General features: G+C 65.3%; 21 protein-coding genes and 1 pseudogene. 12 read left to right on the top strand and 10 right to left on the bottom strand.

Annotation, left to right across the window (positions count from 1 at the left end):
* From KMAL_RS12650 to rsmA, 7 genes and pseudogenes are all read left to right on the top strand, one after another.
* A pseudogene (locus tag KMAL_RS12650) lies at positions 1-486 on the top strand (hypothetical protein); the annotation flags it as partial.
* On the top strand, positions 483-1,934 hold the full coding sequence (locus tag KMAL_RS12645) for an FAD-binding oxidoreductase (RefSeq protein ID WP_110096047.1): 1,452 nt from the start codon (positions 483-485) through the stop codon (positions 1,932-1,934). The pseudogene KMAL_RS12650 and the gene KMAL_RS12645, both read left to right, overlap by 4 nt.
* Positions 1,935-2,026: 92 nt before the next feature.
* Positions 2,027-3,187: an LPS export ABC transporter permease LptF gene (lptF, locus tag KMAL_RS12640; RefSeq protein WP_110096046.1), complete on the top strand. Its 1,161-nt coding sequence runs from the start codon at positions 2,027-2,029 to the stop codon at positions 3,185-3,187.
* The gene (lptG, locus tag KMAL_RS12635) at positions 3,184-4,299 is read left to right on the top strand and encodes an LPS export ABC transporter permease LptG (RefSeq protein ID WP_110096045.1); all 1,116 of its coding nucleotides are present in this window, start codon (positions 3,184-3,186) and stop codon (positions 4,297-4,299) included. Before lptF ends, lptG begins: the two co-directional genes overlap by 4 nt.
* Entirely contained in the window at positions 4,299-6,785 is a 2,487-nt protein-coding gene (locus KMAL_RS12630) for an LPS-assembly protein LptD (protein ID WP_110096044.1), read from the top strand. The genes lptG and KMAL_RS12630 overlap by 1 nt, the downstream gene beginning before the upstream one ends.
* A 23-nt stretch (positions 6,786-6,808) precedes the next feature.
* The gene (locus KMAL_RS12625) at positions 6,809-8,221 is read left to right on the top strand and encodes a peptidylprolyl isomerase (protein ID WP_110096043.1); all 1,413 of its coding nucleotides are present in this window, start codon (positions 6,809-6,811) and stop codon (positions 8,219-8,221) included.
* Between the two features lie 11 nt (positions 8,222-8,232).
* A complete protein-coding gene (gene rsmA, locus KMAL_RS12620; RefSeq protein WP_110096042.1) occupies positions 8,233-9,081 on the top strand; it encodes a 16S rRNA (adenine(1518)-N(6)/adenine(1519)-N(6))-dimethyltransferase RsmA in 849 nt (282 codons plus the stop codon).
* Positions 9,082-9,380: 299 nt separating this feature from the next.
* Here the strand turns inward: rsmA and rplI are convergent, their stop codons facing one another.
* From rplI to rpsF, 3 genes are read right to left on the bottom strand one after another with little or no spacing between them, the layout of a single operon-like run.
* Positions 9,381-9,980: a 50S ribosomal protein L9 gene (gene rplI / locus KMAL_RS12615; protein WP_110096041.1), complete on the bottom strand. Its 600-nt coding sequence runs from the start codon at positions 9,978-9,980 to the stop codon at positions 9,381-9,383.
* A gap of 13 nt (positions 9,981-9,993) precedes the next feature.
* Complete coding sequence (gene rpsR, locus KMAL_RS12610; protein WP_110096040.1) at positions 9,994-10,269, bottom strand: 30S ribosomal protein S18; 276 nt, start codon at positions 10,267-10,269, stop codon at positions 9,994-9,996.
* Between the two features lie 6 nt (positions 10,270-10,275).
* Entirely contained in the window at positions 10,276-10,779 is a 504-nt protein-coding gene (gene rpsF, locus KMAL_RS12605; RefSeq protein WP_110096039.1) for a 30S ribosomal protein S6, read from the bottom strand.
* Positions 10,780-11,111: 332 nt separating this feature from the next.
* On the opposite strand from rpsF, the gene KMAL_RS12600 reads away from it, so the two are divergent.
* On the top strand, positions 11,112-12,107 hold the full coding sequence (locus tag KMAL_RS12600) for a glycosyltransferase family 4 protein (protein ID WP_110096038.1): 996 nt from the start codon (positions 11,112-11,114) through the stop codon (positions 12,105-12,107).
* A gap of 24 nt (positions 12,108-12,131) precedes the next feature.
* Here the strand turns inward: KMAL_RS12600 and KMAL_RS12595 are convergent, their stop codons facing one another.
* The 5 genes from KMAL_RS12595 to KMAL_RS12575 all read right to left on the bottom strand — a co-directional run bounded on the left by KMAL_RS12595 (position 12,132) and on the right by KMAL_RS12575 (position 17,941).
* Positions 12,132-12,683 (bottom strand): hypothetical protein, encoded by a 552-nt coding sequence (locus KMAL_RS12595; RefSeq protein WP_110096037.1) that lies wholly within the window; start codon positions 12,681-12,683, stop codon positions 12,132-12,134.
* Between the two features lie 90 nt (positions 12,684-12,773).
* Positions 12,774-13,373: a GNAT family N-acetyltransferase gene (locus tag KMAL_RS12590; protein ID WP_110096036.1), complete on the bottom strand. Its 600-nt coding sequence runs from the start codon at positions 13,371-13,373 to the stop codon at positions 12,774-12,776.
* A 7-nt stretch (positions 13,374-13,380) separates the two neighbouring features.
* Positions 13,381-15,360, bottom strand: coding sequence for an RNA polymerase sigma factor RpoD (gene rpoD, locus KMAL_RS12585; protein ID WP_110096035.1), 1,980 nt, complete (start codon positions 15,358-15,360; stop codon positions 13,381-13,383).
* A 233-nt stretch (positions 15,361-15,593) separates the two neighbouring features.
* The gene (dnaG, locus tag KMAL_RS12580; RefSeq protein WP_110096034.1) at positions 15,594-17,465 is read right to left on the bottom strand and encodes a DNA primase; all 1,872 of its coding nucleotides are present in this window, start codon (positions 17,463-17,465) and stop codon (positions 15,594-15,596) included.
* Between the two features lie 14 nt (positions 17,466-17,479).
* Positions 17,480-17,941: a GatB/YqeY domain-containing protein gene (locus KMAL_RS12575; RefSeq protein ID WP_110096033.1), complete on the bottom strand. Its 462-nt coding sequence runs from the start codon at positions 17,939-17,941 to the stop codon at positions 17,480-17,482.
* Positions 17,942-18,094: 153 nt separating this feature from the next.
* Between KMAL_RS12575 and carA the strand changes: the two genes are divergently transcribed.
* The 4 genes from carA to KMAL_RS12555 all read left to right on the top strand — a co-directional run bounded on the left by carA (position 18,095) and on the right by KMAL_RS12555 (position 24,582).
* Positions 18,095-19,495: a glutamine-hydrolyzing carbamoyl-phosphate synthase small subunit gene (carA, locus tag KMAL_RS12570; RefSeq protein ID WP_110096032.1), complete on the top strand. Its 1,401-nt coding sequence runs from the start codon at positions 18,095-18,097 to the stop codon at positions 19,493-19,495.
* 13 nt (positions 19,496-19,508) lie between these two features.
* Positions 19,509-22,766, top strand: coding sequence for a carbamoyl-phosphate synthase large subunit (gene carB / locus KMAL_RS12565; RefSeq protein ID WP_110096031.1), 3,258 nt, complete (start codon positions 19,509-19,511; stop codon positions 22,764-22,766).
* Positions 22,767-22,901: 135 nt separating this feature from the next.
* Positions 22,902-23,375 (top strand): transcription elongation factor GreA, encoded by a 474-nt coding sequence (gene greA / locus KMAL_RS12560; RefSeq protein WP_110096030.1) that lies wholly within the window; start codon positions 22,902-22,904, stop codon positions 23,373-23,375.
* Between the two features lie 10 nt (positions 23,376-23,385).
* Complete coding sequence (locus KMAL_RS12555; RefSeq protein ID WP_110096029.1) at positions 23,386-24,582, top strand: threonine ammonia-lyase; 1,197 nt, start codon at positions 23,386-23,388, stop codon at positions 24,580-24,582.
* 166 nt (positions 24,583-24,748) lie between these two features.
* Here the strand turns inward: KMAL_RS12555 and upp are convergent, their stop codons facing one another.
* Complete coding sequence (gene upp / locus KMAL_RS12550) at positions 24,749-25,396, bottom strand: uracil phosphoribosyltransferase (RefSeq protein ID WP_110096028.1); 648 nt, start codon at positions 25,394-25,396, stop codon at positions 24,749-24,751.
* On the bottom strand, positions 25,393-25,803 hold the full coding sequence (gene msrB, locus KMAL_RS12545) for a peptide-methionine (R)-S-oxide reductase MsrB (protein ID WP_180999826.1): 411 nt from the start codon (positions 25,801-25,803) through the stop codon (positions 25,393-25,395). Before msrB ends, upp begins: the two co-directional genes overlap by 4 nt.
* Positions 25,804-25,909: the final 106 nt, after the last annotated feature.

Raw genomic sequence — 25,909 nt, 5'->3', positions numbered from 1 at the left:
GCTGCTGTCCGCCATTTCGGAGATGCGGGCGTGGGAATCCTTGATTTCGCGCTGGGCCGCGGCGCTCGTGCGGCCCAGCGCGAAATCAAGGATTCCCACGCCCGCATCTCCGAAATGGCGGACAGCATCCGCAGGCTTGACGATGAACTGCGCAATTCGCGCAGGATCAATGACAAGCTGCAGGACGAACTGCGGCTGACACAGCAGGCCCGCGCGGAGACGCAGACGACACTGGCGCAGATCCAGGCGCGCCTTGCCGCAACGCCCGCGCGCGCCACCCCCCGGCGCACCACCCTGATGCTGGCGCTGGCCATCGGCACGCTGGCGGGGATCGCGGTGACGGAACTGTTCCATGCGCTCGACAGTTCGCCCGCGCAGGCCAGCGCGCCCTACATCGCGCCACAGACACATGGCGAGGGCATGCACCCGCTCATGCAGCCATCGCCCCCGTATCCCCACCAGCTTTCAGGAAGCCAGCCATCATGACCGCCGTATCCCCCACGCCCGCAGATCCCACGCGGCTGCTTGAACAGCTTGCCCAGCTTCTGGGACCGTCGGGGATGCTGACGGCGGCGGGTGACATGGACCCGTTCTGCACTGACTGGCGCAACCTGTACCATGGCCGCGCGCTTGCGGTGCTGCGCCCGGCGGATACCCGTGAACTGTCGGAGGCGGTGCGCCTGTGTGTCGCGCATGGCGTGCCCATGGTGCCACAGGGCGGCAACACCAGCATGGTGGGCGGCGCGACCCCCGACGACAGCGGGCGCGAAGTGGTCATCTGCATGGGGCGCATGAACCGCATCCGTGGCATCGACCCCCACGAGATGACGATGGAGGTGGAGGCCGGCGTCCCCCTGAAGGTCGCGCAGGATGCCGCGCGGGAGGCCGGGATGATGCTGCCGCTGTCGATCTCCTCCGAAGGGTCGGCGCAGATGGGCGGCGTGCTTGCGACGAACGCGGGCGGCAACAACACCGTGCGTTACGGCAATGCGCGCGAACTGGTGCTGGGGCTGGAGGCGGTCCTGCCCGACGGGGAAGTGTTCCACGGCCTGCGCCGCCTGCGCAAGGACAATACCGGATACGCGCTGCGGCAGCTGTTCGTGGGGTCCGAAGGGACGCTGGGCTTCATCACGCGCGCGATCATCCAGCTCCAGCCCGCGCCGAAGGAGGTCGAGGTCGCCCTGTGCGCGGTCGAGGACGCGCAGGGCGCGCTTGCGCTGTTCAGCGCGTTCCGCACGCTCGACCCAGCCCTGATCCAGGCGTTCGAATACATGTCGGGCACGGGCATGGCGCTGGTCAACGAACTGATTGCCGGTGCCAGCCTGCCGCTCGAACAGCCTGCCCCGGCCTATGTCCTGGTGGAACTTGCAACGCCACGCCCGGGCGCGGACCTGCGTGAGTTCATGGAAGGCGTGCTGGCCGATGCGATGGAAAAGGGCATCGTGACCGACGCCGTCATGGCCGAGAGCGAGGGGCAGCGCGCCAGCCTGTGGAAACTGCGCGAGGAACATGCAGAGGCGCAGAAGCGCGCTGGCGCAAGCGTCAAGAACGACGTGTCCGTCCCCGTGGGGCGGGTGCCCGAACTGATCGCGCGCGCAACGCGGGCGTGCGAGGACCTGATCCCCGGCATCCGTCCCGCCCCGTTCGGGCACCTGGGCGATGGCAACATCCATTTCAACCTGGTGCAGCCGGTGGACATGCCGGCCGACGCCTTCCTGGCGCGCAGCCATGACATCATGGACACGGTGGCCGACATCGTGCGCGACCTTGATGGCTCGTTCTCCGCCGAACATGGGGTGGGACAGCTCAAGCCCTACATGATGACGGAATGGCGCGGGGGCGCGGAGCTTGCGACCATGCGCCGCATCAAGGCGGCGCTCGACCCGCGCGACCTGATGAATCCGGGGAAAATCTTCCCACCCGCCACGCCATGACGCACGGACGCGATGCCCGACGGACACAGACTGTTTCAGACCTTTGCGGTAACATACCTTTTTATGCACCGCGATGAGGGTTAGACAGGAGCATGCCTGTCGCCTATCCCGTCACCCAACGCTTCTCCACGCGCCTGTCGATTCTGGACCGCTATGTCCTGCGGCAGCTGCTGCTGGCGCTTGTCGCGACGACCGGGGCGCTCGCCCTTCTCATCTGGCTGACGCAGTCGCTGCATTTCGTCTCGCTGGTGGTCGGGCGCGGGCTGTCGCTGCGGGTGTTCGTGCAGTTGACCAGTCTGCTGATCCCTTCCTTCGTCGCGGTCATCCTGCCGATCACCACCTTCGTGGTGGTGCAGTTCATCTACCAGCGGCTGGCCTCCGACCGCGAACTCACGGTCATGCAGGCGGCCGGGCTGTCGCCGTTCATGATGGCGCGCCCGGCGCTGCTGTGCGCCCTGGTGTCGGTGATGGCGTGCTATGCCCTCAACCTGTGGGTGGTGCCGGCGTCGTATCATGGCTTCCGCCAGTATGAATACCAGATCCGCAACAAGATGGCGGCCTTCCTGATCCAGGACGGGGTGTTCACGCAGGTTTCGGACAACATGACCGTCTATATCCGCACCCGCGACGAAAACGGGCTGCTGCATGGGATCATGGTCGAAGACGACCGCCAGCCCGACGCGCAGGCCACCATCCTGGCGGAGGAAGGAAGTCTGGTCATCATCAATGACCAGCCGCGCGTCGTCCTGTTCAATGGGTCCCGCCAGGAAATCGACCACAAGACGGGACGGCTGAACATGCTGAGCTTCGAGCGCAACACCATCGACCTGTCCGCCCCGCACGGCACGCAGGCCCGCCAGCCCGATGCGAACGAACTGCCGATCACCGCCCTGCTGCACCCGAACCTGCGGCAGTTTTCACCGCGTGACGAGAAAAAGATGATCATCGAGGCATGGCGCCGGCTGACATCGCCGCTATGCGCGTTTTCCTTTGCCATGATCGGCCTGCTCAGCACGCTGGGGGGCGGGTTCTCGCGCCATGGCAACATCATGCGTCCGGTGGCGGCCACGCTGGCGGTGGTGGCGGTGCAGGCGCTGACGCTGCTGGTGCAGAACCTCGCCAGCCGCAACCTCGCGCTGATGCCGCTGATGTGGATCAGCGCCCTCGTGCCGGGACTGGTGTGCATGGCCATCCTGTTCTGGCCCGAATTCCGCACCCGCCGCGCGGATACCGGGACGGCCCCGCCACGATGACCTTCGCCCGTACCCTCTCGCTGTATATCGCGCGGCAGTTCACCTCTGCCGTGCTGGCGGTGATCGCGTTCCTGACGGGGCTGATCACGCTGTTCGATTTCATCGACCTGCTGCGCCGCGTCTCCAGCAGGCCCAACGTGCCCGCCTCCCTCGTCAGCGAGATCGCATTCCTGCACATCCCCTTCGCCATGCTGGAAATCCTGCCCTTTGGCGTGCTGCTGGGCGGGATCATCTGCTTCTGGCGGCTGGCGCGCTCGTCCGAACTGGTGGTGGCGCGCGCGGCGGGCATTTCCGCGTGGCAGTTCCTGGCCGGGCCGGTCGGGTGCGCCATCCTGATCGGCGCGCTGTCGACCACCGTCATCAGCCCCCTGTCGTCGGCCATGTACCGCCGTGCGGAAATCCTGGACCAGCAGTATCTGCGCGAAAGCACGGTCAAGACCATCAACATGAGTGGCGGCGCCCTGTGGATGCGCCAGTCCGACAACGGGCTGGTGGACCATGGCGTCGCCATCGTCCATGCCCGGCGCGTCAGGCTGCGGGACAATGTGATGCGCATTTCCGGCGTCAGCATCTTCCGCCTCGACGGGCATGACCACATGCTCGCGCGGATCGAGGCGACGCGCGGCTACCTCGGCAACAGGCGCTGGGTGCTGGAGGAGGCGCGCCTGCTGCGCCCCGATGAAAAACCGGTGGACATGGGGCAGATGACCCTGCCCGCCGACCTGACGCTGGCGGGGGTGCAGGACAGCCTCGCCTCGCCCAACACGCTGTCGGTCTGGGCGCTGCCGGGGTTCATCAAGCTGCTCAACCGTTCGGGCTTTTCCTCCATCCGCCACCGCCTGCGTTTCCAGAGCCTGCTGACACTGCCGGTCCTGTGCGGCACGATGGCGCTGGTGGCGGCGGGGTTTTCCATGCGCCAGGCGCGACGCGGCGGCGTGGTGCGGATGATCAGCCTGGGCGTGGGGGCCGGTTTCGCGCTGTTCGCCATCTCCAAGATCGCGGCGCAGTTCGGGGAATCGGGTGCGCTTCCCCCCGTGCTGGCGGCGTGGGCCCCCACCGGGGCGGGGCTTTGTCTTGCAGTTTCATTGCTTCTTCATCTAGAGGACGGTTAATGGTCCGTCCCCTTCCCCTGTCGCGCCGCACCCGCGACCCTGAGCGCATGCGCCCTGTCACGCCGCGGCGGGTATCGCGCCTGGCGTTGCTGTCGGCGACGTTCCTGGGGGGAATGATCGCATGGGGAATGGCCACGGCCCATGCCGCCAGCGCTCCAGACACCACCCCCGACGCATCGCAGCCACTGCAGGCCCCGGTAAAGCAGGGGGCCCCGTCCATGCGGGGACGGCATGTCCGTTCGCAGGCCGCCGCATCGCAGCCGGACGCCACGATACCCGCCAATGCGCCCCAGCATGGCACGGCGTCGTCGAGCACGGTATCCACCGGCGATCCCGTCACGTTCCAGGCCGACCATGTCGCCTATGACAGCAAGAACGGACTTGCGATCTGGAGCGGCAATGTCCAGATCTGGCAGAACGACCAGGTCATGAGGGCGGACAAGGTGATCTACGACCGCAATACCGGCGTGGCCTCGGCCTCGGGCAATGTCGCGGTGGTCGAACCCGACGGGACGGTGATGTTCACCAGCTATGCCGAACTGAGCAACGGCATGCGCGACGGCATCATGAGCAAGATGTACGCGCAGATGGACGACAATGCCCGCATGGCGGCAAACGGCGTGCGGCGCACGGGCGGCAAGGTCAATGACCTGACGCGCGTCGTCTATACCGCATGCGAAATCTGCGACCGCCATCCCGAACGCGCGCCCTTCTGGCAGATCCGCGCCTATGACGCATCGCACGACCTGCAGCACAAGCGCATCGAATTCCGCGATGCGTTCGTGGATTTCTTCGGCGTGCCGATCTTCTACCTGCCCGCCTTCTCCATGACCGACCCGTCCGTGCGACGGCAGAGCGGCTTCCTCACGCCCGGCTTCACGCCGCACAACCGCTACCTCGGCACGTATGTCACCATCCCGTATTACTGGGTGATCGACGGGCAGTCGGACCTGGTGGCCGAAGGGCTGTTCTCCACCCGCACCGGCCCGCAGCTCAGCGCGCAGTACCGCCACCGCTTCAATTTCGGCAGCATGAACGTGCGCGCGGGCATCGCCTATGACACCCACCATGACATCAACTACATCAATACTTTCGGCGACGAGGTCGACAGTAAGGACAACCATGGCGTGCAGGGCTATTTCTTTGGCTCGGGCCGCTTCTCCCTGAACAAGACATGGCGGCTTGGCGCGCACATCAACGTCGCCAGTTCCGCCAACTACATGCGTGACTACCGCATATCCGGCTACGGGCAGGATACGCTGAATTCGAACATCTACCTCGAAGGGTTCGGCACCGGGTCGTATTCGCGCGTCGATGCGCAGGCCTATCAGGGGCTGAACGAAGGCATCATCCACAACCGCGACCTGCCGTGGGTGCTGCCGCGCTACACCTACAGCTATTTCGGGCAGCCCGACGCGCTTGGCGGGCGTTTCAGCCTCGATACCACCGATTTCTACGTCTATCGTGAAAACGGGACATCGGACCAGCGCGGGCAGCTGACACTCAACTGGGACAGGCCATTCCGCAATTCGCTGGGACAGATCTGGGACCTGACGCTGCATGTCGAATCGGCCATCCACCGCGCGACACAGCTTAACGAGCAGCCGAACTATGCCAAGACCACCCGCAGCCAGGTGGCGGGCGAAGTCCTGCCCACGGTGGCGCTGAAGCTCAACTGGCCCTTCCTGCGCAGCTTCAACCATGGGCGCGGCTCGGAAATCCTTGAACCCATCGCGCAGATCATCGCCGCACCGAACACCGGCAACAGTTCGTCGCGCTTCATCCCCAACGAAGACAGCCTGTCATATGAATTCACCGACCAGACGCTGTTCGCGCTGAACCGCTATGCCGGGACAGACCGGCTGGATGGCGGGCTGCGCGCCAATGTCGGGCTGCATTCGAACTGGACATGGGATGGCCACCAGGTTGACGTGCTGGTGGGCGAAAGCTTCCAGGAGCATGTCGAACATGACCGCATCCCCTATTCGGGACTGAGCCACCACCTGTCGGACGTGGTGATGGGCACGCGCATCGTTCCCAACCACTTCTTTGATTTTGATGGGAAAATGCGGCTTGACCCGTATGCCGGGCGCGTCGATTTCGCCGATGCGCTGGGAAGTGCCGGGTTCAAGTATTTCCGCGTCAATGGCGGCTATATCTATGAACCGGTGACGCCTTACTATTATTACGCAAACAATCCCTATACCTCGACGCCGCCGTCGATCTACTATAAACCCATCAGCGAACTGACATTCGGCGCGTCGACAACGTGGGACAACTGGCACCTTGCGGGGTATATCCGCCGCAGCCTGTCACGCCAGCAGAGCGTGTCCGTGGGTGGCGACGCGGGATACCAGAATGACTGTTTCGGCATTGATGTGATGTATCTCAAACAGTACACCACAATTGGTGGTCAGCAGAGCAATTCGACCGTAATGTTCTCCCTGACGTTCAAGACCATCGGTTCGTTTGGCATGAATGGCTGATGATGCGTGAAAGATTGATCTGAATGCGTTGGTTTTCCGCCACCCCTGGCAGCGTTCCCGGCAGCGTCCCCTCCCGTCGTGCGACCCGGCAGGCACGCGCGCTGGCATCGTGCGTGGGCGCGGGCCTGCTGCTGGGCGCGGCGATGGCCGTCGCCCCCACCCACGACGCCCATGCCGCCAGCCCCCACCACGCCCGCCACAAGGCGGCCGCCGGCACCGAGGCGGAACCCCAGACCGAGGATTCGATCATCGCCATCGTCAATGGCTCTGTCCTGACGAAGCGCGACGTCGATACGCGCGGGCGGCTGTTCGCGCTGTCATCGGGGCTGGATGTCAGCGACGACATCATGACCCGCCTGCGCCCGCAGATCGTGCGCCAGCTGATTGATGAGCGCCTGCGCATGGAGGCAATGCTGGAGCGGCACATCAACGTGCCCGTCGCGCAGATCGCTGCCGCCATCGCCGGGATCGAGCAGCGCAACGGCATGCCCGAAAACTCCCTGCGCAACCGTCTGGCGCAGGACAGCATCTCGCTCACCACCCTGATCGACCAGATCCGCGTGCAGGTGGGGTGGTCGCAGGTGCTGCGCATGGAAACCGGGTCACGCGGGCGCATCACCGCGACCGAGATCCAGCAGCGCACCGACGCGCTGAAGCGCGAGGATGGCAAGCCGCAGTACATGATCAGCGAGATCTTCGTCCCGGTCGAGGATCCCCACCATCCCGAAACCGAACTGAAATTCACCGAGACCATCATCCAGGAACTGCGCGAGGGCGCGCCGTTCCCCATCGTCGCGGCCCAGTTCTCCCAGAGCCAGAGCGCGCTTGAAGGCGGGATGCTCGGCTGGACGCAGGAAGACAGCCTTGACCCCGAAGTGGTCGAGGTCGCGCGCAAGATGCCCGATGGCGCTATTTCCAACCCCATCCGCGTTGCCGGTGGATACGTGATCGCGACCATCAACAGCCGCCGCACGGTCGGCCATGAAATGGCGACCATCCTGAGCATCCATCAGGCGTTCCTGCCCTTTACGCAGCCACTCAACCCGCAGGACCCGTCCGACCAGCAGAAGCAGACCCTGCAACAGGCCAGCGAACTTGCCGGCAAGGTCAAGTCCTGTGACGAGATGGAAGCGCTGAACAAGAAATACGGCGAAAAACACCCCACCGATCCCGGTGAACTGCGCGTTGACCGCCTGAATCCGCAGATGCGCGAAGTGCTGGAAAACCTCAAGCCCGGAGAGGCCAGCCACCCGCTTGTCTCCATGGATGGCATCGCCCTCATCATGGTCTGCAAGCGCGAGGAGCGTAACGTCGCCCTGCAGACGCCAAGCGAGATTGCCGACCAGTTGCTCAACGAACGTGTGGAACAGACCTCGCGCCAACTGGATCGCGACCTGCATCGCCGCGCGGTCATCGACATGCGTTCCAAGTCCTGACCCCGCCCGGCATGACCCTTTCCGCCCCCCCACCGCGCGAATCACTGCGTGACGTCATCGCGCGGCACGGGCTGGACGCCCGCAAGTCGCTTGGGCAGCATTTCCTGCTCGACCCCGGCATTACCGCGCGCATCGCGGGCATGGCGGGCAGGCTTGATGGCGTGAACGTGGTGGAGGTCGGCCCCGGCCCCGGTGGCCTGACGCGTGCGCTGCTGGATACGCCTGCCGCCAGCCTGACGGTGGTGGAGGTCGATGCCCGCGCCATCGTCATCATGAACGAACTGGCAGCGTCATATCCTAGGCGCCTGCATGTGGTGGAGGCCGACGCCATGCGTCGCGACCTGACCGACCTGTGCCCTGCCCCGCGCCAGATCGTCGCCAACCTGCCCTATAATGTCGGCACGCCGCTGCTGATCGGCTGGCTGCGTCAGGCCAGCCAGTGGGCGCGCCTGACGCTGATGTTCCAGCTTGAGGTGGCGGAGCGTATCTGCGCCACGCCGGATTCGGACCATTACGGGCGGCTGGCGGTCCTGTCGCAATGGGTCGCACGCTGCGGGATCGTCATGACCATTCCGCCGGGGGCCTTTTCCCCACCGCCCAAGGTGCAGTCCGCCGTCGTCAACCTGATCCCGCACGCGCACCAACCCGACCCTGCCCTGTTCCGCGCGATGGAGCAGGTCACGGCCGCAGCCTTCGGGCAGCGACGCAAGATGCTGCGGGGCGCGCTGCGTGGCATCGGGGGGGAAGCATTGCTGGAGGCTGCGGGCATTGCGGGAAACCGGCGCGCGGAAACGCTGGACATTGCCGATTTTGACCGGCTGGCGCATGCCCATCTGGGGCGTCAGCCTTCGGCTTCCTGATAAAGGAAGGGGCTCCCCTTTTTCCAAAAAGGCGGCGTCTTCCGAAGCTTTTTGAAAAAAGCTTCACCAAAAACTTCTTTACGATTGCCAGATATTTTCCGGGCTGGAAAAGCGCAGCCCCTGCCCCGATTCATGGATTAAGTCATGGTTTCCAAAGGGCAATGCCCTTTGGCGGGTTTCAGGGCAGAGCCCTGAGCGTCTCCCCCAAAATGACAGAAGGCCCGGCGGGACATTCCCACCGGGCCTTCATGCCCTGAACATCCGGCCCATCACAGGGATGGACCAGCCTGCACGCCAACTCAGGCGGCGGGGTGTTCTTCCGTCGTCTCGGCAACGGCTTCTTCGGGAGCGGCTTCGACTTCGACCGCTTCCTCGACAAAGCCGGAGGCATCGTCGTCGCGCTCGGCGCCGATTTCCTCACCGCGTGCCTGACGTTCGGCTTCTTCTTCCGAACGGGCGACGTTCACGCTGACCTGCATCGAAACTTCCGGATGCAGCGCAACACGGACTTCGTACACACCAAGCTGCTTGATCGGCTCGGGCAGGATGACCTTCGAACGCGAGATCGTCAGGCCAGCCTGGGTCGTCGCCTCGGCGATGTCACGGGTGGTGACGGAGCCATACAGGCTGCCGCTGTCGCCGGCCTGACGGATCAGGATGACGGACAGGCCGTGCATGCGCTCGGACAGGCGCTCGGCCTCCTCGCGACGCTTGAGGTTCTGGGCCTCAAGCTGCACGCGCTCACGCTCGAAACGCTCGCGGTTGTGCGCGTTGGCGCGGATCGCCTTGCCCTGCGGCAGGAGGAAGTTGCGGGCATAGCCCGGCTTCACCGTGACGATCTCGCCCATCTGGCCCAGCTTCTCGACGCGCTGGAGCAGGATGAGTTCTACTGCGGACATGGTTCTGCCTCCCTCAGCTTACGATATAGGGCAGCAGGGCCAGGAAACGGGCGCGCTTGATGGCCTGGGCCAGTTCGCGCTGCTTCTTGGCGGACACTGCCGTGATGCGGCTGGGGACGATCTTGCCACGCTCGGACAGGAAGCGGCTCAGCAGGCGCACGTCCTTGTAGTCGATCTGCGGCGCGTTGGGGCCGGAGAACGGGCAGGACTTGCGGCGACGGTAAAACGGACGACGCGCACCCACGGCCACGCGACGGGCGGCGGGGTTGATCTCGGTTGTCTCGGACATCAGCTCTTACTCCGCTTCGCTGCTGGCGGGGGCGCCGGCATTGTTGCGCTGCTGTTCTTCACGCTCGTTACGGGCGCGGAACTCCTCGCGGTCGTCATAGTTGCGGCGCGGGCCGCCACTGTTGCCGCGGCCGCTTTCGAAACGGCCGGCGGGCTTCGGACCACGGAATCCACGCTCGCGCTCGTCACCCTTGCGCGACAGGATCACGGACGGGGCCTCGTCGATTTCGTCAACGCGCAGCATCAGCACGCGCAGGACGTCTTCGTTCAGGCTGAGCTGGCGCTCGATTTCCTTGATGGCGGCGGGCGTCGCATCGAGGCCGAGGAGCATGTAGTGCCCCTTGCGGTTCTTCTTGATGCGGTACGCCAGGGTCCGCAGGCCCCAGTATTCACGCTTCTTGATCGAACCGGATTCAGCTTCCAGCACGGTTGCGATACCATCGGCGATGGCTTCGACCTGCTGCTGCGACACGTCGTTACGTGCAATCAGCACGGTTTCATACAATGGCATGGGAACTCCCTTCGGATCTGTTCAACCCCTTTCGCGACGGACACGGTCCACCGCGCCATCATGCTGCCGCATGACGCGGGTATAGCCGGGGGCGATGCCACGCACCCGGCAGGGAAGGTGCGCGTTGAAGCACGATCATCACCCGCAGACAAGGAAAAAAGCGCGGTTGCCCCGATATTCCCGCCCATGTAGCAACGCCATGCCCATGCCGCTTTGAAACAGTTTTTAAGCATTCTCTGCTTTGTGGGGTTTTTTTTTCCACTATCCATGCACGATAGTCGTGTATCCCGCAGCATCCCGAGGACGTCATCTTGCGAATTCTACATTGCATAATGACCCGTGAATTTGCCGGAACCGAACGTTATGTGACCGAACTGGCCACGATGCAGGCGCGTCGCCACGATGTCTGCATCCATATCGACCGCCAGACCACAGATCCCCTGACCGGCAGTGACATCACCCCCCATATCGCCGCCCCCGTGCGCATGGTCCGCGCCGGGCGTGGCGGATACTGCCTGTCCTACCTGAAGACGCTGTCGGATTTCCGTCCCGACGTGATCCATACCCACCTGGGCAAGAGCAGCTTCCGCATTGGCCTGCTGCCGCGCCCACGCCATGTGCCGCTGCTCGCCACCCTGCACAGCCGCTTCAGCGCGCGCGCCTATGGCCGCTGTGATGCGCTGATCTGCATTGCGCGCTGGCAGGCGGCTGAAATCCCGCCCTCCTTCACGGGCGCGCGGACCATCATCGGCAACTGGACACATTCACGCCCGCGCCCGACGCCTGCCGAACGCCAGCGCATGCGCGCGCACTTCGGCGTGGGGGACACGACGTTCCTGATCGGCGCGGGGGGACGGATGGTGGCCAAAAAGGGATTTGACATCCTGATCCGCGCGTTCCAGCAGGCCGCCCTGCCCGATGCGCGGCTGATCCTGTTCGGTGACGGGCCGGAGCATGCGCGACTGGCGGCCCTGGGGGGCGGGAATGTCATCTTCCCTGGCTACCGCTCCGACTTTCCGGCCGACCTGCACATGCTCGACGGTTTCGTCATGCCTTCGCTGCATGAACCCTTCGGGCTTGCCCTGCTTGAGGCCATGTCGGCGGACCTGCCGGTCCTCGCGACGGCAGCGGGCGGGGTACTGGACATCCTGCCCGCCGCCTCCCCTTCCCTTGTCCCGCCCGGCGATGTCACCGCCATGGCGCAGGGCCTGCGGCGGATGCGGCAGTGGGGGCCGCAGCACTGGGACATGCAGCGTTTCAACCCCGACCAGCAGGCTCGCCAGATCGAGGCGTTCTATACCCGCCTGCGCGAAGGAACCGCCACCTGAACCGACGGTCCCTTCCATGGGGCCTCAGAACGTGGCCGGGACGACCGGCTCGATTTCCGTGAACTGCGGCGTGCCCCACGGGTATGTTTCGCGGTCATAGCGGTAACCGGTCAGGCTGGCGGCGAAGTCAAGCGGCAGCCAGTACATGTAATGCGCCTCCTCCCCGGCCTGGTCGGCCTTCTGCTGCGCGGCAAAGGCGGCCCTGCGCATGGGAGCCAGGGTGGGCGGCACGACACCCGTCACCTGCAGGTCGAGCGTATCGCCGGCCTCCCCATCATGGAAGATGGACCATTTCAGCGCGCCATGTTCGTAACATTCGACACGGCAGACATGCTCGCCTTCACGCACGTCGCATGCAATCAGGGTGCCCTGCCGTGACAGGGCAGCCCGCGCGACGGCAGGCGGACGGCCAAGGTTATTGTAGCGGAAGACAATCCAGTGGTCCGGCAGTTGCGCCATGGTAAAATCATACTGCCCATTGGCGTCCACATTGCCGGTGTCCTGCATGCCAAGACCTGACAGCAGGGCAGATTTGTCGATACCGCAAAACGAATAATAGGAAAAATTGTATTCCACCCGACCATACCTCCTTTTCTGAAGGGGATATTGGTTCCATGCGTTGTCATAACAACGGGTAGAGCAAAAATAATAATACAATTACATTAATTATGAGCCTGAACGGTGGGCAAGTCCCGGATTCCATGAGATTTCCGGCAGGCGCAGCCCGATATGATCCGGGATGTCCCACACTTCACGCAGCACCCTGACCACGCGGAATCCCGCCCGGATATAGTTGGGAAGCGCACGGGGATGGTCGGCGGAGCAGGTATTGACCCGCAATGCGGCAGGCCGCTGCCACCATGCCGTGCGGATGGCGGCATGCAGGAACGACAGCCCGACCCCGCGCCCGATCCATTGGGGAAGCAGCCCGAAATAGGCAAGGTTGATATCCGGGCATTGCCGCGCGTCGAGTTCAAAGAACCCGGCCACTTCCCCATGGTGGCGCAGGATATAGACACCGACCGCCGGATTGCCCAGCAGGTCCGCCAGTTGCGCATCCCCCATCACGCGCCGCAGCCACCAGCAGTAATCCTGCCCGACGCGGTTGTACAGGTCGCGGTACAGCGATACGGCGGGATGGACCTCCCGCCGTATCTCATAACCTTCCGGCAATGCTGGAATGGGGCCGGGTGGGGCGCGGTCCATGCACAGGAACGTCACATCCACCGTCACCTGCGTGATCCCCGCCGCCATGCCCCGGCCCATGGGACGATCAGTTATCGTCAAGGAAGGAGCGAAGCTTGCGGCTGCGGCTGGGATGCTTGAGCTTGCGCAGCGCCTTGGCCTCGATCTGGCGGATGCGTTCACGCGTCACGTTGAACTGCTGGCCCACTTCCTCAAGCGTATGATCGGTGTTCATGCCGATGCCAAAACGCATGCGCAGCACGCGCTCCTCGCGCGGGGTGAGTGACGACAGCACGCGCGTCGTCGCCTCGCGCAGGTTGGTCTGGATCGCGGCGTCGAGCGGGATGACCGCCGTCTTGTCCTCGATGAAGTCGCCAAGGTGGCTGTCTTCCTCATCCCCGATCGGGGTTTCGAGGGAGATGGGTTCCTTGGCGATCTTGAGCACCTTGCGCACCTTCTCCAGCGGCATGCCCAGCTTTTCGGCCAGTTCCTCCGGCGCGGGTTCGCGCCCGATCTCATGCAGCATCTGGCGCGAGGTACGCACCAGCTTGTTGATCGTCTCGATCATGTGGACCGGGATGCGGATCGTGCGCGCCTGGTCCGCGATGGAGCGCGTGATCGCCTGGCGGATCCACCATGTCGCATAGGTGGAGAACTTGTAGCCACGGCGGTATTCGAATTTGTCCACCGCCTTCATCAGGCCGATATTGCCTTCCTGGATCAGGTCGAGGAACTGCAGGCCGCGATTGGTGTATTTCTTGGCAATCGAGATCACGAGACGCAGGTTCGCCTCGATCATTTCCTTCTTGGCGCGCGCGGAATCACGCTCGCCGCGCGACACGGTGGCATAGACGCGGCGGAATTCGCCCACCGGCAGCCCCGTCTCCTGCGTCAGTTCCGCCACCTGCCCGCGCAGGCGGATGACCGTATCCATGTGCTTGGCGACAAAGTTCTTCCACGCCTTGCCCGGCAGGGCGGAGACAACGTCCACCCAGCCCGGATCAAGCTCGCGCCCGCGATATTTCAGCAGAAAATCCTCACGCGAGACCTTGGTGCTTTCCGCAAGGCGCAGCATGCGCCCCTCCAGCCCGTTGAGGCGCTGGAAGATGGCCTTCAGGTGCTCCACCAGCACCTCGATGCGGGTGTTGTGCAGGTGGACCTGCTGCACCTTGCCGACGAGTTCGCAGCGCAACTGCTCATACGCGGCTTCCGCCTCGGCGGAGATCTCGCCACCGGATGTCAGCTTCTCGAGCCGCGTGGCCTGCAGTTCATGCAGGCGGGCATAGAGGGCCTCGACCTCCTCGAACTGCTGCAGGATCTCGGGCTTGAGCTTTTCCTCCAGCGCGGAAAGCGACAGGCCGGCGCCTTCGCCCTCACCCTCGCCTTCCTCGGACTCCTCGTTCTCCGAAGGGGCTTCGAAACCGTCTTCGGCCTCGGCCTCCTCGCCCTCTTCCGCTTCCTCGCCGGGACCAGCGTTGCCGGACTGCATCGCCTCGAGATCGACGATGTCACGCAGCAGCATTTCCCCGGCCTTGAGCCGTTCATGCCACGAAATGATGGCGCGGAACGTCAGCGGGCTTTCGCACAGGCCGCCGATCATCTCGTCACGGCCCGCCTCGATGCGCTTGGCGATCGCGATCTCGCCCTCGCGGGAGAGGAGTTCGACCGACCCCATTTCGCGCAGGTACATGCGCACCGGGTCGTCGGTGCGGCCCAGGTTCTCGCTGTCGACGTTGCCTGCCGCCGGCTCCTCGCCCTCGCCCTCGGCGGGTTCCTCGCTCTTGGCCTCGGGTTCGGCGGCGGTGTCGTCGGACTCGCTGTCGTTGTCCTCGTTCTCGACGACCTGCATCCCCATCTCCGACAGGGCCGCCATGACATCCTCGATCTGTTCGGAGGACATCTGGTCCTGCGGCAGGACCGCATTCAGTTCGTCAAAGGTGATGTAGCCCCGTTCCTTGCCGCGTGCGATCAGCCTTTTGACGGCTCCGGACTGCGTATCCAGCAAGGTGGTGTCATTGTCCTGATCACCGGAAGCTGCATCCGTTCCCGCGGCTGTCTTTGTCGCCATGCCCGATCAATCCCTACCCAGCAAATCTGTGGCCCGCCCGGTCCGGGCGGAAACATCAAGGCCCCTGCATCGGGGAACACTGTCCCGTCCGCCGTTTTCCGTCACGCGGTGTGCACGGCGGAAACACAAATACGGCCATTGTATAGCATACAGTTCTTTCGACAGGTGCAGGTGGTCGATTCACCCCCCGAAGTCAAGGGGCACGCCCTGATTTCCCCAAAAACACCGCCGGTTCATTGCGTGTCGGGAATATTCCCGCCCCGCCGCAGCGACTCCAGCGCCAGCAGCCGGACACGCAGGTTTTCCCACTGCCGTTCATCAAATGCGCCCGCCCCCATCCGCTCCGTATCGAGGCGCACGTCGGCGGCAAAACGCTCCAGGTTCAAAAGTCCGTAAAAGTGCCACCATTCCTGCCGCACATCGACGGTCATCAGGTCATCGCGTTCCTGCGCCGACAATGGCAGGGGATGCGAGGACAGCACGCGTTCGCGCATGTCCGACAGTTCCGCCTCCTCTATGCGCGCCTGCAATGTCGCCAGCAGCGTGGGGGCATCGGGGTCGCCATCCACCTCCGCCAGCATGTCGAGCATGACGGCCCGCAGCGCGGAGAGTTCAACCGGCAGGTCCAGGCGGCAGTACGCATCCTGCACTTCCTCCAGCACTTCGGGATGGCGCAGCAGAATGGCGGTCAGGATGCGCATGCGTTCCTGCGCCACGGCCTGCGCATCAAGGTCCGGGGCTACCGGCAGCACGCCCGCTGACGCGCGCGGCGGCGGGGACGCGCCCTTTCCCTTCCCCTTGCGGCCGGCAGGGGGACGGCGGTGGAACGTGGCAAAGAACCGGTCCAGCAGGGTGGAGCGGTATTCCGAGGCCAGCGCCCTCTCCGGGATCAGGGCGGCCGCCGCCTCCAGCCGCTGCCGCAGGGCCGCGCGCTGCTCCGGGCCGGGATCGCGCACCCCTTCGCTGAGCAGCCCGAACAGCACCTCGCTGAGCGGGCGCGCGCCCTCGATCAGGGCCGCCATCGCCGCCGTGCCGCGCTGGCGCAGCAGGCTGTCGGGGTCTTCCCCCTCCGGCAGGACGCAAAAGCGCAGGGTCCGTTCGACATTGAGCAGCGGCAGCGCCGTCTCTGCCGCCTTCACCGCCGCGCGCTGCCCCGCCGCGTCGCCATCGAAACACAGCACCGGCGCGGGCGCGACCTGCCACAGCGCCTCCATCTGCTCCGCCGTCAGCGCCGTGCCCAGCGGGGCGACCGCGCCGCCAAACCCCGCCTGGTGCAGGGCGATGACATCCATGTAGCCCTCGACCACCAGCAGTTCGGGCCGTGGGCTGGCATCGCCCCCGCCGCGCGGCCCGCGCACGGCAGTCCTGGCGCGGTCAAGGCCGAACAGGACGCGGCGCTTGGCAAAGATCGCGGTTTCCGGCCCGTTGAGGTATTTGGGCTGCCCATCGCCAAGGATGCGCCCACCGAAGGAGACCAGCCGCCCGCGCCGGTCATGGATGGGAAAGGTGACGCGGTTGAAGAACAGTTCGCCCTTCGGCTGCCCATGTTCGTCCACGCGCATCAGGCCCGCCTGCGCCAGAAGCTGCGGCGTGATGTCCTGCGCCGCGAGTTCCTGCACCAGCCCCCCGCGCCCGTCCCCGGACCAGCCGAGGCCGAAGCCTGCGATCGTCTCGTCCGTCAGGCCGCGCCCGCGCAGGTAAGCCAGCCCCTCGCGCCCCTCGTTGCGATGCAGGCGCAGCCGCCAGACCTGCTGTACCGCCTCCAGCACATCGCCCAGCGTGCGCGCCTCGCGCTGCATGTCGCGCTGGTGACGGTCCATGCGCGGCATTTCCAGCCCCGCCGCAGTGGCGAGTTCCTCCACCGCCTCGGGGAAGGAACGCCCCTCGCTCTGCATGACGAAGGAGATCACATCGCCATGCACGCCACAGCCAAAGCAGTGGAAATGGTCGTCATAGACATAGAACGATGGCGTCTTTTCCCCGTGGAAGGGGCAGCACGCCTTCCAGTTCCTGCCGGAGCGCACAAGCTTCGTGCGCCGCCCGATGACCGACGTGATCGGGGTGCGCGCGCGAAGTTCGTCAAGGAATGCGGGGTCAAACGCCATGGCTGGCCCTGCCCTCAGCGCGTGGACAGCAGCGACTTGACCACCGAGCTTGCGATCGCGGCATCCAGCGCGCTGCCGAACTGCGTCTTCAGCGCCGCCATGACACGGCCCATGTCCTTCATGGAGGTCGCGTCCGTGCGCTCGATCGCCTCGCGCGCGGCGGCCTCGATCGTCGCCTCGTCAAGGTCGGCGGGCAGGTAGCTGCGGATCAGGGCGATTTCCGCCTCCTCCTTCTCCGCCAGTTCGGGACGGCCGCCCTGCAGGTACATCGCGGCGGATTCCGTGCGCGACTTGACCATGCTGCGCAGCATGCCGATCACGGCATCATCGCTGACATGGTCTTCCCCCTTGGCGCGGCCCGCGATATCGAGGTCTTTCAGCTTCGCCGTGATCATGCGGATCGTGCCGACACGGTCGCTCTGCCCGGCCTTCATGGCTGTCTTGAGGTCTTCCATGAAACGTGCGCGCAAGGACATATTCAAACTCCTGTTGATGAAAGGGGATGCGGGACGGCCACCCCGTCCGGGAATGTTTTTCCCACTTCCCGCGACCTCGACGGGGTGCGGAATTTTCTTCCCATCCCTCTCGGCCGCTGATAGGAAATAGACCCGGAAGGGACAATCATCCAGATGCCGATGACAATAGAAGAGATCATAAAGCGCCTTGGCGGCCCCGAACAGGCCGCGCGCCTGACAGGTGTCAGCACCGAGGCCGTGCGCAAATGGCGACAGGCCCGCGCCATCCCGCCCAAGCACTGGACCGTGGTGCTGCGCGAAACCGGGCTGTCCCTGTCCGACCTGCAACCCGCCACAGAATCCGACCGACCGGAGCCCCCCATGACCGCGCCCTCCCCGACCGTCCCGGCCGAGCGTCCTCCCGCCGCGACCGCCGCCCTGATCCTGGCCGATGGCACCGTCCTGTGGGGACGCGGCTTTGGCGCGCATGGCGAAGCCGCGTCCGCCATTGGCGAGATCTGCTTCTCCACCGGCATGACGGGATATCAGGAAACCCTGACGGACCCGTCGTTCGCGGGGCAGATCATCACCTTCACCTTCCCCCATATCGGCAATGTCGGCACCACGCCCGAAGATGACGAGGCCGCGCGCATCGCCGCGCGCGCGCTGGTGGTCAAGGAAGACCTGACCGCGCCCGCGAACTGGCGCTCGGTGGAATCGCTCGATGCGTGGCTGAAGGCGCGCGGCATCCCCGGCATCTGCGGCATCGACACGCGCGCGATCACGCGCCGCATCCGCGATGGCGGCCCGCAGACGGCCATCGTCGCCTATCCCGCCGACGGCAACATCGACATCGCCGCCCTGCAGGCGCAGGCCCGCGCATGGCCGGGGCTGGAGGGCATGGACCTCGCGCGCGAAGTCACCTGCGCCAAGGCCTATGGCTGGGATGAGGGCGTGTGGCACTGGCCGCATGGCACCGTGCCGCTGCCGGCAAAGCGCCGTCGCGTCGTCGCCGTCGATTACGGGGCAAAGCGCAACATCCTGCGCTGCCTGACATCGGCCGGGTGCGAGGTGATCGTCGTCCCCGCCACCGCCACGGCGGAGGAAATCCTGTCGCACGACCCGGCGGGCGTGTTCCTGTCCAACGGCCCCGGCGACCCGGCGGCCACCGCGTCCTATGCCGTCCCCGCCATCCGTGGCGTGCTGGAAGCGGGCAAGCCGGTGTTCGGCATCTGCCTTGGCCACCAGTTGCTGGCCCTGACGCTGGGGGCGAAGACCTACAAGCTGGAACGCGGGCATCGCGGCGCGAACCAGCCCGTCAAGGATCTTGCAACGGGCAGGGTGGAAATCACCAGCCAGAACCATGGCTTCGCCGTGGATGACAAGACCCTGCCCGATGGCGTGCGCGCGACGCATATCAGCCTGTTCGACGGATCGAACGAAGGCATCGCGTCCGACCGCTACCCCGCGTTTTCGGTGCAGTACCATCCCGAATCCAGCCCCGGCCCGTCGGACAGCCGCTACCTGTTCGACCGTTTCGTCGCCCTGATCGACTCCCTCTCCCCCACCGCCTGAAAGCCGTATCGACATGCCCAAACGGACAGATATCAGCTCCATCCTGATTATCGGCGCCGGCCCGATCGTGATCGGCCAGGCGTGCGAATTCGACTATTCCGGCGCGCAGGCGTGCAAGGCCCTGAAGGAAGAGGGCTATCGCGTCATCCTCGTCAATTCCAACCCGGCGACGATCATGACCGATCCGGGCCTTGCGGATGCGACCTATATCGAGCCGATCACCCCGGAATTCGTCGAACGCATCATCCTGCGTGAAAAGCCCGACGCCATCCTGCCCACCATGGGCGGGCAGACCGCACTGAACACGGCGATGGCGCTCGACAAGTCGGGCTTCCTCAAGAAGCACAATGTCGAACTGATCGGTGCCAACGCCGAGGTGATCGACCGCGCCGAGGACCGGCAGAAGTTCCGCGAGGCGATGGACGCCATCGGCATCGAAAGCCCGCGCAGCGTCATCGCCCACACCCTGGCCGAAGCGCGCGATGCGCTCAAGCAGGTGGGCCTGCCATCGGTCATCCGCCCGTCCTTCACCATGGGCGGATCGGGCGGCGGCATCGCCTACAACCGCGAGGAGTTCGACCGCATCGTCTCCTCCGGCCTCGACGCCTCGCCGACGACCGAGGTGCTGATCGAGGAATCCGTCCTCGGCTGGAAAGAGTACGAGATGGAGGTCGTGCGCGACGCCGCCGACAACTGCATCATCATCTGCTCCATCGAGAACATCGACCCGATGGGCGTGCATACGGGGGATTCCATCACCGTTGCCCCGGCGCTGACGCTGACGGACAAGGAATACCAGCGCATGCGGGACGCCTCGCTGGCGTGCCTGCGCAAGATCGGGGTGGAGACCGGCGGGTCGAACGTGCAGTTCGGCATCAACCCCGTCGATGGCCGCATGGTCGTGATCGAGATGAACCCCCGCGTCTCGCGCTCCTCCGCGCTGGCATCCAAGGCGACGGGCTTCCCCATCGCCAAGATCGCGGCGAAGCTTGCGGTGGGCTATACGCTCGACGAACTGGCCAACGACATCACCGGCGGCAGCACCCCGGCCTCGTTCGAGCCGACGATCGACTACGTCGTCGTCAAGATCCCGCGCTTCACGTTCGAGAAGTTCCCCGGCACCCCGGCCCTGCTGTCCACCAGCATGAAGTCCGTGGGCGAGGCGATGGCCATCGGCCGCTCCTTCCCCGAAGCCATGCAGAAGGGCCTGCGCTCCATGGAAATCGGGCTTGCGGGCCTCGACCCCGTGGACGCGCCGGGCGATGGCGGCCCGGACGCCTTCCGCGCCGCCCTGTCGCAGCCGCGCCCCGAACGCATCCTGATGGCGGCGCAGGCCCTGCGCGCGGGCCTGAGCGTGGAAGACATCCACGACGCCTGCAGGTTCGAGCCGTGGTTCCTGCGTGAACTGCAGAAGATCATCGCCGCCGAACATGCCGTCGTGCGCGACGGCCTGCCGCGTGACGCGGACAAGATGCGCGCGCTGAAAAGCCTCGGCTTCTCCGACGTGCAGCTTGCGCGGCTGTCGGGCACCTCGGCGGCGGAAATCCTCGAACTGCGCACGCGCCTGGGCGTGACGCCCGCCTACAAGCGGATCGACACCTGCGCGGGTGAGTTCGCCTCGCCCACGCCATACATGTATTCCACGTATGAAGGTGGCTTCGGCGCGCCGGAATGCGAAAGCGACCCGACAGATCGCAAGAAGATCGTCATCCTTGGCGGTGGGCCGAACCGCATCGGGCAGGGGATCGAGTTCGACTACTGCTGCGTGCATGCGGCCTATGCCCTGCGCGAGGCGGGGTTCGAGACCATCATGGTCAACTGCAACCCCGAGACGGTGTCCACCGATTACGATACCTCCGACCGGCTGTATTTCGAGCCCCTGACGGCGGAGGACGTGATCGCCCTGATCCGCCGCGAACAGGAAAACGGCACCGTGCTGGGCTGCATCGTGCAGTATGGCGGGCAGACGCCGCTGAAGCTGTCGCATGCGCTGGAGACGGCGGGAATTGCGCTGCTGGGCACGCCGGCGGACGCCATCGACCGGGCGGAAGACCGCGAGCGCTTCCAGGCGATGCTGCACAAGGTCGGCCTGCGCCAGCCCGAAAACGGCATCGCGCGCTCCCCGGCCGAGGCCGAGGACGTGGCGGAGCGGATCGGATACCCCGTCGTGGTGCGCCCGTCCTATGTGCTGGGTGGCCGCGCGATGGAAATCGTGCATGACCGCGCCAGCCTGCAGCGTTACATGCGCGTGGCGCTGCAGCTTGCCGGGCATGATGTCGCATCGGGGCCGGTGCTGATCGACCGCTACCTCAATGACGCGATCGAGGCCGACGTGGACTGCATCGCCGATGGCACCGACGTCTATGTCGCCGGCGTCATGGAACATATCGAGGAAGCGGGCATCCATTCCGGCGACAGCGCCTGCTCGCTGCCGCCCTATACCCTGCCGCCCGCCATCGTCACCGAGCTGAAGGCACAGACGGAGGCCATGGCCCGCGAACTCGGCATCGTCGGGCTGATGAACGTGCAGTACGCGATCAAGGGGCACGACATCTTCGTGCTGGAGGTCAATCCCCGCGCATCGCGCACCGTGCCCTTCGTCGCGAAGGCCACGGGCGTTCCCGTCGCCAAGATCGGCGCGCGCGTCATGGCTGGCGCCCGCCTGTCGGAATTCCGCCTTGATGACCAGGCGGTGGCCCCGCATGTCGCGGTGAAGGAAGCGGTGTTCCCGTTCAACCGCTTCCCCGATGTCGATACGATCCTTGGGCCGGAAATGCGCTCCACGGGTGAGGTCATGGGCCTCGACGCCTCGTTCGAGCGTGCGTTCGCCAAATCGCAGCTTGCCGCTGGCGTGCGCCTGCCGCTGTCGGGGGAAGTGTTCCTGTCGGTGCGCGACAGCGACAAGGCCGCCGTCAAGTCGCTGGGCCGCAGGCTGGTGGACATGGGCTTCAGCGTGGTCGCGACCCGCGGCACCGCGCAGTGCCTGCGCGATGCCGGGGTTGCGGTGCGCGTGATCAACAAGGTGCTGGAGGGACGCCCCAACTGCGTGGACGCGATCCGTTCGGGCGAAATCCAGATGGTCATCAACACCGCGCAGGGCGCGCAGGCCGTGGCCGACAGCTTCGACATCCGCCGCTCCGCCCTGACCCATGGCATCCCGCACTACACCACCATCGCGGGCGCGCGGGCCGCGACCTATGCGATTGCCGCGATGCGCGACGGGGTTCTTGAAGTCGCGCCGCTTCAATCCTACTTTAAGGGATCGTACTGAACGCCACGCATACCCCTGCCCGTCCGCCGGTCCCCTTGGCCGCGCGGATGGGCGGGGGTCATTTCATGCGGGCGTCCGCCATGACCACACCATCCGTCAGTCATCGAACGCTGACCTTCACCCCGGGGATACACCTTGCAGAAATTTCCGATGACAGGCGCTGGCCTGCAACGGCTCGAAGAAGAACTTCGCAAGCTCAAGAGTGAAGAACGCCCGGCCATCATACGGGCCATCGCCGAGGCACGCAGCCACGGCGACCTGTCGGAAAACGCCGAATACCACGCCGCGCGCGAACGCCAGTCCTTTACCGAAGGCCGCATCCTCGAACTGGAGGAGATCGTCTCCTCCGCCGAGGTGATCGACCCCGCCACCCTGTCGGGCGACCAGGTGAAATTCGGCGCGCGCGTCCACCTCGTGGATGAGGAAACCGACAAGGAAGCCACCTACCAGATCGTCGGCGTCTATGAGGCTGACATCAAGCAGGGCCTGCTTTCGGTCTCCTCCCCGCTGGCCAAGTCGCTGATCGGCAAGAGCGTGGGCGACACCGTGTCCGTCCCGGCCCCCGGTGGCGACCGCACCTATGAAATACTGGCCGTCACCTACGGCTGAGGCGAAGAACGTGATCACATTCGACGATATCCGCGCCGCCGCACGGCGGATCGAGGGGCGTGTCCTGCGCACCCCGACCCTTCCGTCGCAGGCGCTTTCGCGGGCGACCGGCGCGGATATCGTGCTCAAGCTCGACAACCTGCAGGCCGTGGGCTCCTTCAAGGAGCGTGGCGCCGCCAACAAGCTTGCACTGCTTGACGAGAGCGAGCGCAGGCGTGGCGTGATCACGGTTTCCGCCGGGAACCATGCGCAGGGCGTGGCCCGCCATGCCTCGCTTCTGGGCATTGACGCGGTGATCGTCATGCCGCGCTTTACCCCCGTGGCCAAGGTGACGCGCACGGCCGCCTGGGGCGCGCGCGTCGTCCTGCATGGCGACAACTTCGCCGAGGCCACGGCCCACGCCAACGAACTGTGCGAACGCGAAGGCCGCGTGTTCGTCCATCCCTATGACGATCCCGAAGTCATGGCCGGACAGGGCACGTTCGCGCTCGAACTGCTCGAAGATGCGGGGGAACTCGACACCTTCGTGTGTCCCATCGGCGGTGGCGGCCTGCTGTCGGGCTGCGCGGTCAGTGCGCGCGCCCTGCGTCCGGGGATGGATATCATCGGCGTGCAGGTGGAGAATTACTCCTCCCTTTCCGGCTTTCCCGGCAACGAGGTCCTGCCCCCCGGCGGCCCGACCATTGCCGAAGGGATCGCGGTGCTCAAGGTCGGGCGCCAGCCGCTCGAGGTCATGCGCGAGCACGTCTCCACCGTGCTGACGGTGCCTGAAAGCGCGATCGAGACCGCGATCACCATGCTGGCCGAAGGCGCCAAGCAGGTGAGCGAGGGCGCAGGCGCCACCGCACTTGCCGCCGTGCTGACATATCCCGAACTGTTCCGCGGCAGGCGCGTCGCCCTGCCGATCACGGGTGGCAACATCGACAGCCGCATCCTGGCCAACACGCTGCTGCGCTCTCTCCTGCGCGACGGGCGGCTTTTGTGCCTGAAGATGGAAATCCCCGACCGGCCCGGCGTGCTGGCCGACATCTCGCGCAAGATCGGCGATGCGGGCGGCAACATCATCGAGGTCTCGCACCAGCGCCTGTTCACCACGCCAAGCGTGCAGGCCGCCGAACTCGAGGTCATGATCGAGGCACGCGACCCCGAACATGCCCGCGCGCTGGAGGCGGAACTGTCGAAGACCTATATCGTGCGCCGCGCGTGAGGGGGCACTGCCTTTTTTAAAAGGGCAGCATCTTTCGAAACTTTTAAAAAAAGCTTCACCAAAAACTTTTATGACTTTCCCTGATTTTCCAGAACTTCCCGGACAATGAATCAGGGTGCAGGGAGCGTGCTCCCTGCCGGGTCCGGGCAGAGCCCGGATTCCCTGTCTACTTCGTGCCGAACAGGCGATCCCCCGCATCCCCGAGGCCGGGCCGGATGTAGCCATGGCCGTCCAGTTCGCGGTCAATCGCACAGGTGACGATCCGCACATCCGGGTGTGCCGCACGCAGGCAGGCAACACCCTGCGGCGCGGCAAGCAGGCAGACGAAGACGATATTTTCCGCCCCCGCCTGTTTCAGACGCGCGATCGCCGCCGCGGCACTGTGCCCCGTCGCCAGCATCGGGTCCACCACGATGCAGATGCGCCGCCCGATATCGTCAGGCAGCTTGAGGTAATATTCCACAGGCTCCAGCGTTTCGGGATCGCGGAACAGGCCGATATGCCCCACCCGCGCCGACGGCACGAGGTCGAGCATCCCGTCAAGGATCCCGTTCCCCGCCCGCAGGATGGACACAAGGCACAGCTTCTTGCCCGCAAGGCGGGGCGCGTCCATGCGTTCCAGCGGGGTTTCGATCTCCACGTTCTCCAGCGGCAGGTCGCGCATCGCCTCGTAGCCCAGCAGCACGCTGAGTTCACGCGCCAGCGTGCGGAACTCCCCCGTCGAGGTCCGCGCGTCACGCATCAGCGTCAGCTTGTGCTGCGCCAGCGGGTGGGTGACGACCACGACGCCGGGATCATGGGAAAAATCCATCATGCCCCCACCCCACCATCACGCGGGACGAAATCCAGCACGATGCCGTTCATGCAGTAGCGCTGCCCGGTGGGGGGCGGCCCGTCGGGAAAGACATGGCCCAGATGGCCATTGCAATGCGCGCAGTGGACCTCCGTCCGGGTCATGCCATGGCTGGTATCCGTGGTGGTGGCGACCGCGCCGGGCAGGGCCTGCGTGAAGGAGGGCCAACCACTACCGCTGTCATACTTGGCGGTGGAGGAAAACAGCGCCGCACCACACCCGGCGCAACGATATTCACCGGGGCGTTTTTCATCATTCAGGGGGCTGGAACCGGGGCGTTCGGTGCCATGTTCACGCAGGACGCGCAGCTGTTCCGGTGTCAGGCAGCCACACCCGCCCGGCCTGCTTTCCGTCTGGTCCATCGTCATTTTCCTTTCATAATGCCTCGGCAGGCATTCCGCACGGATGTCATTTAGGGCATTATGGGCGACAAAATAAGGGAGAGGAACAACCCATGCCCACCCATGCACCCAC

It is taken from the genome of Novacetimonas maltaceti (genome assembly GCF_002906255.1).
In the GTDB taxonomy this organism is placed as follows: domain Bacteria; phylum Pseudomonadota; class Alphaproteobacteria; order Acetobacterales; family Acetobacteraceae; genus Novacetimonas; species Novacetimonas maltaceti.
This window is presented reverse-complemented; position numbering and strand designations above follow the sequence as displayed.

What these genes read in the sequence shown, in the direction of transcription:
- KMAL_RS12590 (WP_110096036.1), bottom strand. Translation starts at nt 13,373, where the DNA reads ATGGGCCGGGGCATGGCGGCGGGGATCACGCAGGTGACGGTGGATGTG.
- lptG (WP_110096045.1), top strand. Translation starts at nt 3,184, where the DNA reads ATGACCTTCGCCCGTACCCTCTCGCTGTATATCGCGCGGCAGTTCACC.
- KMAL_RS12630 (WP_110096044.1), top strand. Translation starts at nt 4,299, where the DNA reads ATGGTCCGTCCCCTTCCCCTGTCGCGCCGCACCCGCGACCCTGAGCGC.
- lptF (WP_110096046.1), top strand. Translation starts at nt 2,027, where the DNA reads ATGCCTGTCGCCTATCCCGTCACCCAACGCTTCTCCACGCGCCTGTCG.
- dnaG (WP_110096034.1), bottom strand. Translation starts at nt 17,465, where the DNA reads ATGGCGTTTGACCCCGCATTCCTTGACGAACTTCGCGCGCGCACCCCG.
- rpsR (WP_110096040.1), bottom strand. Translation starts at nt 10,269, where the DNA reads ATGTCCGAGACAACCGAGATCAACCCCGCCGCCCGTCGCGTGGCCGTG.
- KMAL_RS12645 (WP_110096047.1), top strand. Translation starts at nt 483, where the DNA reads ATGACCGCCGTATCCCCCACGCCCGCAGATCCCACGCGGCTGCTTGAA.
- KMAL_RS12575 (WP_110096033.1), bottom strand. Translation starts at nt 17,941, where the DNA reads ATGTCCTTGCGCGCACGTTTCATGGAAGACCTCAAGACAGCCATGAAG.
- rsmA (WP_110096042.1), top strand. Translation starts at nt 8,233, where the DNA reads ATGACCCTTTCCGCCCCCCCACCGCGCGAATCACTGCGTGACGTCATC.
- KMAL_RS12600 (WP_110096038.1), top strand. Translation starts at nt 11,112, where the DNA reads ATGACCCGTGAATTTGCCGGAACCGAACGTTATGTGACCGAACTGGCC.
- carA (WP_110096032.1), top strand. Translation starts at nt 18,095, where the DNA reads ATGCCGATGACAATAGAAGAGATCATAAAGCGCCTTGGCGGCCCCGAA.
- msrB (WP_180999826.1), bottom strand. Translation starts at nt 25,803, where the DNA reads ATGACGATGGACCAGACGGAAAGCAGGCCGGGCGGGTGTGGCTGCCTG.
- rplI (WP_110096041.1), bottom strand. Translation starts at nt 9,980, where the DNA reads ATGTCCGCAGTAGAACTCATCCTGCTCCAGCGCGTCGAGAAGCTGGGC.
- upp (WP_110096028.1), bottom strand. Translation starts at nt 25,396, where the DNA reads ATGATGGATTTTTCCCATGATCCCGGCGTCGTGGTCGTCACCCACCCG.
- rpoD (WP_110096035.1), bottom strand. Translation starts at nt 15,360, where the DNA reads ATGGCGACAAAGACAGCCGCGGGAACGGATGCAGCTTCCGGTGATCAG.
- KMAL_RS12625 (WP_110096043.1), top strand. Translation starts at nt 6,809, where the DNA reads ATGCGTTGGTTTTCCGCCACCCCTGGCAGCGTTCCCGGCAGCGTCCCC.
- carB (WP_110096031.1), top strand. Translation starts at nt 19,509, where the DNA reads ATGCCCAAACGGACAGATATCAGCTCCATCCTGATTATCGGCGCCGGC.
- rpsF (WP_110096039.1), bottom strand. Translation starts at nt 10,779, where the DNA reads ATGCCATTGTATGAAACCGTGCTGATTGCACGTAACGACGTGTCGCAG.